This is a genomic window from Cellvibrio sp. (genome assembly GCF_053579595.1).
Genome location: NZ_JBRFPI010000231.1, coordinates 1 through 7,290, shown reverse-complemented (window position 1 = coordinate 7,290; position 7,290 = coordinate 1). Strand labels below are relative to the sequence as shown.

The 7,290-nt window shown below is 50.4% G+C and carries 6 protein-coding genes; 2 read left to right on the top strand and 4 right to left on the bottom strand.

The features are described 5' to 3' along the window. Positions 1-228: LytTR family DNA-binding domain-containing protein (locus ACWA6V_RS14130; RefSeq protein WP_449523095.1), on the top strand; the 228-nt coding region annotated here is incomplete at its 5' end. Between the two features lie 251 nt (positions 229-479). Further along, a complete protein-coding gene (locus ACWA6V_RS14125) occupies positions 480-2,720 on the top strand; it encodes a sugar-binding protein (RefSeq protein WP_449523094.1) in 2,241 nt (746 codons plus the stop codon). 100 nt (positions 2,721-2,820) lie between these two features. Here the strand turns inward: ACWA6V_RS14125 and ACWA6V_RS14120 are convergent, their stop codons facing one another. The 4 genes from ACWA6V_RS14120 to ACWA6V_RS14105 all read right to left on the bottom strand — a co-directional run. Beyond that, on the bottom strand, positions 2,821-4,488 hold the full coding sequence (locus ACWA6V_RS14120) for a cellulase family glycosylhydrolase (RefSeq protein ID WP_449523093.1): 1,668 nt from the start codon (positions 4,486-4,488) through the stop codon (positions 2,821-2,823). 304 nt (positions 4,489-4,792) lie between these two features. Further along, a complete protein-coding gene (locus ACWA6V_RS14115) occupies positions 4,793-5,494 on the bottom strand; it encodes a DUF6445 family protein (protein ID WP_449523092.1) in 702 nt (233 codons plus the stop codon). Continuing rightward, positions 5,487-6,194 carry a SapC family protein gene (locus ACWA6V_RS14110; RefSeq protein ID WP_449523091.1) on the bottom strand — a complete coding sequence of 236 codons (708 nt, stop codon included), beginning with the start codon at positions 6,192-6,194 and terminating at the stop codon, positions 5,487-5,489. Before ACWA6V_RS14110 ends, ACWA6V_RS14115 begins: the two co-directional genes overlap by 8 nt. A 20-nt stretch (positions 6,195-6,214) precedes the next feature. Next, positions 6,215-7,290: tryptophan 7-halogenase (locus ACWA6V_RS14105; RefSeq protein ID WP_449523090.1), on the bottom strand; the 1,076-nt coding region annotated here is incomplete at its 5' end.

Sequence of the window (7,290 nt, the reverse complement as noted above, 5' to 3'; positions counted from 1 at the left end):
CGCAATGGTGAGCATTTGCTCGATGAAACCTTAAAAGAATTGGAAGAAGAATTTGGTGCGCGCTTTGTGCGTGTGCATCGCAATTCACTGGTGTCGGTAAAACATATTGAGGCGCTGGAGCGCAATGCGCAGGGGCAGTATCAAGTGCGCTTGGCGGATACAGAATTACGTCCGGTGATTAGCCGTCGCCATGTGAGTGATTTAAAAGCTTTGCTCAAAATGATTTGATTCGATTTTTAGTGTTTCCTCTTCTTGCAATGATTCATTTTGTTAGTGGTTGATAAGTTTGTGCAATTTTTATGGTTGATCATCTGCAATCATTGCTACCAAAAATGTTTACGCAAAATTTATTTGAATTGAACGCCACCAATTGGAAAAGAGTGATCACTGCACTTTTTTATGGCGCATTACCCTCGACAATGTAACGCTTTTTTCCCCATCCGGGGCAAGCGCTCAATTTACTTATCGTCGAGGGAACAATGAATATCTTTAATAAATTATTACGGCAATCTGCATTACTGCTCGGTGCCGGCTTAACGTTGCAGGCGCCTGGCAGTTTTGCTGCGCGTTGTGAATATCTCGTTCAAAGCGATTGGAATACTGGTTTCGTGGCCGCCATTCGTATTACCAACGACACCAATACCGCTATAAATGGCTGGTCGGTTAATTGGGCCTATAGCGACGGTTCTACCCGCACCGGTGGGTGGAACGCCAATTTCAGTGGTAGCAATCCTTACAGTGCAACTGGTGTTGGCTGGAATAACCAGATTAACCCTGGCCAGTCTGTAGAATTTGGTGTGCAAGGCAATAAAGGTGTAGCCAACAGCCCGGCGCAGCGCCCGGTGGTCACTGGCACTGTTTGCTCGAGCGCACCGGGCAGTTCAAGTAGTTCTAGCACTAGCCGCAGCGTTATTACTTCAGCGTTCAGTTCGTCGCGCATGTCGATCAGTTCATCAAGCATGTCGAGTCGCTCTAGGAGCTCTTACGGATTGAGTCTTAGCAGTAGTTCGATTCCATCCAGTAGCGCATCAACCACCTCAAGCAAGCCTACTATTCCGAGCAGTTCGAGCGCCAGCTCGGTTGAGCCGAATATTCCACCGGTAGCAGTGCTGGACGTGACTGTCCATGGTATGACAGTCTTTATTGACGGCAGCAAGTCCACCGATGCTGAGGGACCTATCTCCTATAAAATTTATACTGGCGATCCAGAGAAACCCACCATTTTTTATCCCTCGGTATGGAATACCTATCAAACCCCTGGTGAATACTCGGTGACCCTGGAGATTTGGGATAGGCGCGGAGCAACAGTCCGGGTCTCGAAAAAGTTCACTGTGCAACCGGTAGCGGGCAATCAGGCGCCCATTGCGATGATATCAGCGGCGCGTGAAAATCGTTCTATCGTTGCATATGCTACAGCGTCATTCGACCCCGAGGGTGTCCCACTGTCATATGAGTGGGATTTTGGCAATGGCGCCTATATCGGCGATGCGCGTACCAGTTTCACCGATTGTTTGCCCGATCAAACGACAAGCCAATCCGCATTGGTTACGGTCACTGTCAGCGATGGTGAATTGAAGGATACCCGCCAAATCACGGCCGGTGGCCTCTGTGGCACGGTGTTTGATGTGTTCCCGCAGCCGCAATTTATCTATCGACTCGAAGGCAACAAAATTTATGTGGATGGTCGAAAATCGACAGGAACCACTGGTTTGTCCTGGGATTTTGGTGATGGCAGCGCTCGTGTGGCGGGCGTATTAGCAGAGCATACCTATGCAGCGGCAGGCACTTATACGGTCGAGTTGGGAGCATCCGGTCAGAGTCTATTTGGTAACCGCACTACCCAGATTGTCACGCTAGGCAGTGCGTCGAGCCTTGCATCTTCAAGCTTGGTTTCTTCGAGTGTGCGCTCTGCGACTGTTTGCCCAGGTAGTTCAGCGGGAGCAACCTCGGCAGCTGCTTGTCCGGCACCATCAAGTTCGGCCAGATCCAGTTCGGTTGCTTCAAGCTCTGCGCCGTCCAGCCTGGCGATCTCCAGTGCTTCCAGTGTGAGCAGCATTCCCAATCACTACAATGCGCCGCGCGCAACGACGGCGCCAGTCATTGATGGCAATGCCGATGCTGTGTGGGAGCGCGCGGCCTGGGCACCGATCGATGTATTCTGGCTGGGTACTCAACCTAATCCATCAGCACAGGACTACAGTGGCCGTTATAAAGCCCTGTGGGATGAGGATTATCTCTACTTGTTGTTTGATGTGACCGACGATCGTATCTATGACGGTGTGCGCGATGCGCTGGATCGCTATTGGGAAGATGACACAGTGGAACTGTTTATTGACGAAAACAAAAATGGTGGCCAACACGGTTACAACACTGGTGCGTGGGCCTATCACATCAGCACCTATGGCGATGTGGTGGATTACACCACATCGGGGCCGAAATTGCTGAACGATCACGTCACCAGTCGTCTGGTTAGCAATGGCAGCAAGCATAGTTGGGAATTGCGGGTTCGTATCTACGGCGAAGATTATGCAGATTGGAAAGCTAATGTCCCCCTTAAATTATTCAGCGGCAAGTTGATGGGTTTTTCAGCCTGCTACATCGATAACGACGGCAGTCCGCAGCGTGAAAGCATGATGGGCTCAGTGAATACCCAGGGTCATAAAAATAACCAGGGTTATCAGGATGCGAGTGTATTTGGCTCGCTACGTCTGGTTGAATAATTTGTTAGCGTAGTACAACGTATGATGCGAAAAAACAAACCCCCGCGAGCAACCGTGGGGGTTTGTTTTTTTAACGAGCAGATTGCATTGACTTAAAAAATTAACGACATGTCACTGCCGGTGTTTCCACGCCGCCGCCATTGGTGTTGGCCTGAAAACCAAATTCAACGGTTTGGCCTGCGCCTATGGTGCTGTTCCAACTCGCCCCGGTAGCTGTATAGGGATTGTTGCCGCTGAGCGTGGCATTCCATGAGCTGGTGATGCGGTTGCTGCCGGAATAATTCCAGTTCGCGGTCCAACCGGATTTGGTACTGGTGCCAGTATTGGTCACGCGGATTGCACCGGTATAACCTGAGCCCCAGGAATTGCTCACCACAAAAGTACAGCTCACACCGCCGGTAGTGGCGGTGCTACTGGAAGCTCTGCTTGATGCAGGCACCGAGCTTGGTGCAACACTGCTTCTGCTGCTCGATGCGGGAATAGAACTTGGTGCAGTGCTGGATGTTGTACCTCCTTCAATACCCCAAGGTGCAGGCAGCGCCGCGCAACTGGTGCGGCCAACACAGCTCTGCTGATTCTCCCAGCCCCAACCGCTCGCGGTGGTTACGCAAATCGGGTAGCGATTGCCATACCAATTACAGGTTCCGCCGTTGGCGACTGATGACGGCGTGCTTGAGCGACTGGATGAAGTGGGTGCAATCGATGAAGGTGCAGACGACGAGCTTGGCGCAACACTTGAGCGAATACTGCTGGCGACGCTACTAGTCGCACCGCCGAAATTAGTCGCCAATTTGGAGGTGGCTTTAATGCCATTGGCGCTGTTGATCAGATAGTTACCCCAAGTGCTCAGGGATGCGGCATTCCAGTTGTTCACAATATCCAACTGCACACAGCAGCTGCCATTGCCCGACCAGCTCCAACCCAAATAGCCGATTCCCATATCCTGTGCGTACTGCAAAATGGCCTCTTCTGCGACATTGCTGCCACTGTGCTCGGCGCCGAACTCACCGACTACTACCGCCAATCCACGGGTTTGGAAACTATTGAGATAGCTCTGCACGATGCTCGCGTTGTTATACACCTCGTACATATGCACTGAGAAAATCGTATTTTTCAGTGTGTCTGCCGCCAGTATGCTCGGTGCGTTATCGCGCATGGCGTTTGACCAATCCTGGCCCCAGTTGGCTGCATCCACCATCAGCATGTGAGTCAGCCCGCCGCTGCGCAACGCACGTATGGCGGTGATATGGTCGGCGGTATAGGTCGCTGCTGAGGTACTGTTGCCAAAGGGTTCGTTAGCGATATTGACGATCACGTAATCTTCCTGGCCGGTGATGGCCGCTTTGATGTCCGAGCTCAACCAATACTCGGTCGCACGGCTGATATGGGTCGCGCCCGCGCTTTCGCCATAACCGGTGGAGTCGTGTACTTCCAATACGCAGACCAGTTTGTTGGCCTTACATTGGTTGATCACATTGGTCACATCAGCGCCGTTATTGCGCGTCCACTGGGTGCCGTTGCTCAGCACCACGCGCACCGAGTTAGCGCCGGTTGCTGCTATATCTTTTAGCGACTGGCTGAGGCGGTCGGAAAACCAGGTGTGCGCATGGTTAACACCGCGAAAGACAAACTTGTTGCCATTGGGATCAAGTACTTGGGTGCCGTTGACTGTCCAGCCTGCAAAGGCCGGAGCGATCATGGCGGAAGCGATTAAGGCCAGCGCCGTTTTTTTCAGTAAATGGTGTTTGGGTGTCGTCAGGTTTTTCATAGTGGTTTCCTTTGGGCAGCAAACAACCCTGCGGCTTTTTTGCTGCAAATAAGCGTTATTGTTGGATAGAGGCGACTTCAAGCTGCCGGACAATTACATCATCTGCTGCCCTGTGGTCTGCTGGAGGAGAGCAGGCCTGTTGTTATTGTCTGTTGGGTGCGAGTGATTTTGTAATCGGTTACATGATATGCCTATGGTGAGGCGCTAACAAGCCCCCGTGCGTGGGCAAACTTGTGCAGCTCCCAAAAATGCGAGCTGGTTCTGGTTAGGGAACTGATCGGGGGGCCTCAGTCTGGATTGATGTTCAGGTGAAAGAGAAAAAACTGTTTGCGGTAAGGCGTCCTGCGCGCGGGTCAGTGCTGAGCCCCAGCTGCTCGCTTATATCGCCGGAGTGTAATTGATTGCCGCGGTAAATAATCGCGCGATTAAATATCACGGGTATTTGGTAGATGCGTTCAAACAGATTGGTGTCGCCGTTGATGTAGTTGAACCGGGTTTGCTGTTCGTTGATCACTTCTTGTTTGAGAATTTTAAAGTAATTGGTAAATCTTTCTTGAGTGATGGCTTCAAACCCGGTACTGCGATGGCGATAAAAAGAAGTGCCGCCATAAGATTCAGCACACAGGTAATGCACCATCGCAAACTGTAGTGGGTCGTGGGTGTCGATATGAGGCACCGATTGGATCGGACGCAATCTTTCTGGCGGTGTAGTGGTGAGGGAAAATGCGCATAGGCTCAGTTCGGCCGTGCGCTCTGCGGCTATGGAAAATGTCTCGCGCACCAAGGGGATTAGGGAGTGCAAACTCAGCGCGGGATAATCCCCCGTAATGGGTTTGCGCAGGCCGGGATAAAAATCGCTCGCCTGTGCGATAAAACCTGGCTCAGTACACGCTTGCTCTACTAACTGTTCCGGCGTTGCAAAAAAATTGTCGATAATCAGCAGCGGGTTTTGTTCCTGCCCAATAAGTTTTACGCGAATTTTTTGTTGGCTGGTTAACTCACGCATTACCCAAGCGCTCATTCTTTTTTTGGATCAACGCATAAATCTGCCCCAGCGAGGCGACCATGGTGTAGATGGGTTGTAAATAACCCTGTTGTTGCAAGGTGATCAGTTGGGTTGCATCCAATTGCGCCAAACGTTCTTCGTTAATCGTGTACAAACCCTGCACCCGCTGTTGTTGTGCGTTGGCAAAGCTTATGTCCAATGCCATGGGCATAATTAAATTCAGTGCGAGCAAGGTTTTAATAAATTCTTGCGTATGGCTTTCACCCTCCAGTAATTCGGCGAGGCGGGATTTTATTTTTTGCAGATAGTCAGTTTCTTTTCCGGTCGAATCAAAAATCGCTTCACCTTGCCCGGTTGTTAAGGTGTGGCTATCAGTGTCGATACAAATCAGCGTCTGGTTATTTTCCTGCCCGATAAAAAATGGCTGGCGCATGATATTGAGCGGAGTGTAAATACTCTGCCATTGATTGTTGTTCCAGAATAAATTTTCACCGCTTTCAAACCCCAGCAGCGCAACGCACAAAAAATTGCCCGTCTCACCACTTTTGGTAAACACAATCGGGTAGTGCACTACCAAACGCAAAAATTCGCTGATCACTACCGGCACCATATTATTGGTGGCGCCGAGGGATTCGATCAGTTGGGTATCGATACGCAACTGTTGATGGTGTTGATTGTGGATAGCAACAAAATTGCTCATAGGATTTTCCGTGCGTTCAATTAAATAGTTTGCAAACCATGCAAATGGATTTTGGTTAGCAGCTCGCGGTTGCTGGGTAAACTGCGGACGACCTGCTCAATATTTTTTTGGTTTTTAGCAAATTGCTCCTGGGCTACTGCTATGTCCTGCAGTAAATGTTGGCTATAGCGATAGTCAGTTTCAAAGCCCATGCCATAGAGGACATATTGGTAACTGGCAGCAGGAAAAACTTCATTATTGCTGGTGAAGTCGTGGTCGCCGGGCGGATGATAGCGCCAGAGTTGCATCAGTTCTTGCAAACTGTGCGGAATCGTTGCCGGGTCGCGGTTGTCGCTCCAGAAACTATTGTCCGTACGTTTGCTTAAAATGTAATGCAGCTTTAGGAAATCAATAATTCGTTCCCAGCGATAGCGGAAGGTATCGTTAAAACGTTTGGCGGTAATATCCATCACTTCCCTGCATGCGGGTAATTGTTCGGCAATCATACTCGCCGACAATTCCACTAGCACGATTGCCGATGCTTCCAGCGGCTCCAAAAAACCTGCTGACAATCCCACGGCGACACAATTATTTTTCCAAAAAATCTGGCGATGACCGGAGTGAATAGGAATCTTGCGCACCGTTAAATTTTTAAACGCGGCACCCACATAATCTTGCAAACGCTCGGTCGCCTGTTCTTCGCTGGTATGGTGGCTGGAATAAACGTGGCCGACGCCGCGGCGATGAATCAAGCCGATATCCCAAATCCAGCCGGCGTCCTGTGCGGTAGAAATGGTGTGGGATGCAATAGGCGCATCCTCGCTGTCATAGGGAACTTGCACGGCGAGAGCGGTATCGATAAACAGCACATCACTGCAATCGATAAAAGGCACTTGCAAATGTTGGCCAAGCAATAGCGATTGGAAGCCGCTGCAATCGATAAATAAATCGCCTTCGATAGTGCCCGCCTGCGCTGTGTTGACCGAGGCTATATCGCCATTGTCGGCTGAATTGATGCTGATAACATCGGCTAGCACATGCTGAACGCCGAGTTTCTCGCTGCAGTGTTTTTGCAAAAAAGTGGAAAATCTCCCTGCATTTAAATGGTAGGCATAAT

Excerpts from the sequence above, each read along its gene's own strand:
- ACWA6V_RS14125 (WP_449523094.1), top strand. The coding sequence starts at position 480 with ATGAATATCTTTAATAAATTATTACGGCAATCTGCATTACTGCTCGGT.
- ACWA6V_RS14120 (WP_449523093.1), bottom strand. The coding sequence starts at position 4,488 with ATGAAAAACCTGACGACACCCAAACACCATTTACTGAAAAAAACGGCG.
- ACWA6V_RS14115 (WP_449523092.1), bottom strand. The coding sequence starts at position 5,494 with ATGCGTGAGTTAACCAGCCAACAAAAAATTCGCGTAAAACTTATTGGG.
- ACWA6V_RS14110 (WP_449523091.1), bottom strand. The coding sequence starts at position 6,194 with ATGAGCAATTTTGTTGCTATCCACAATCAACACCATCAACAGTTGCGT.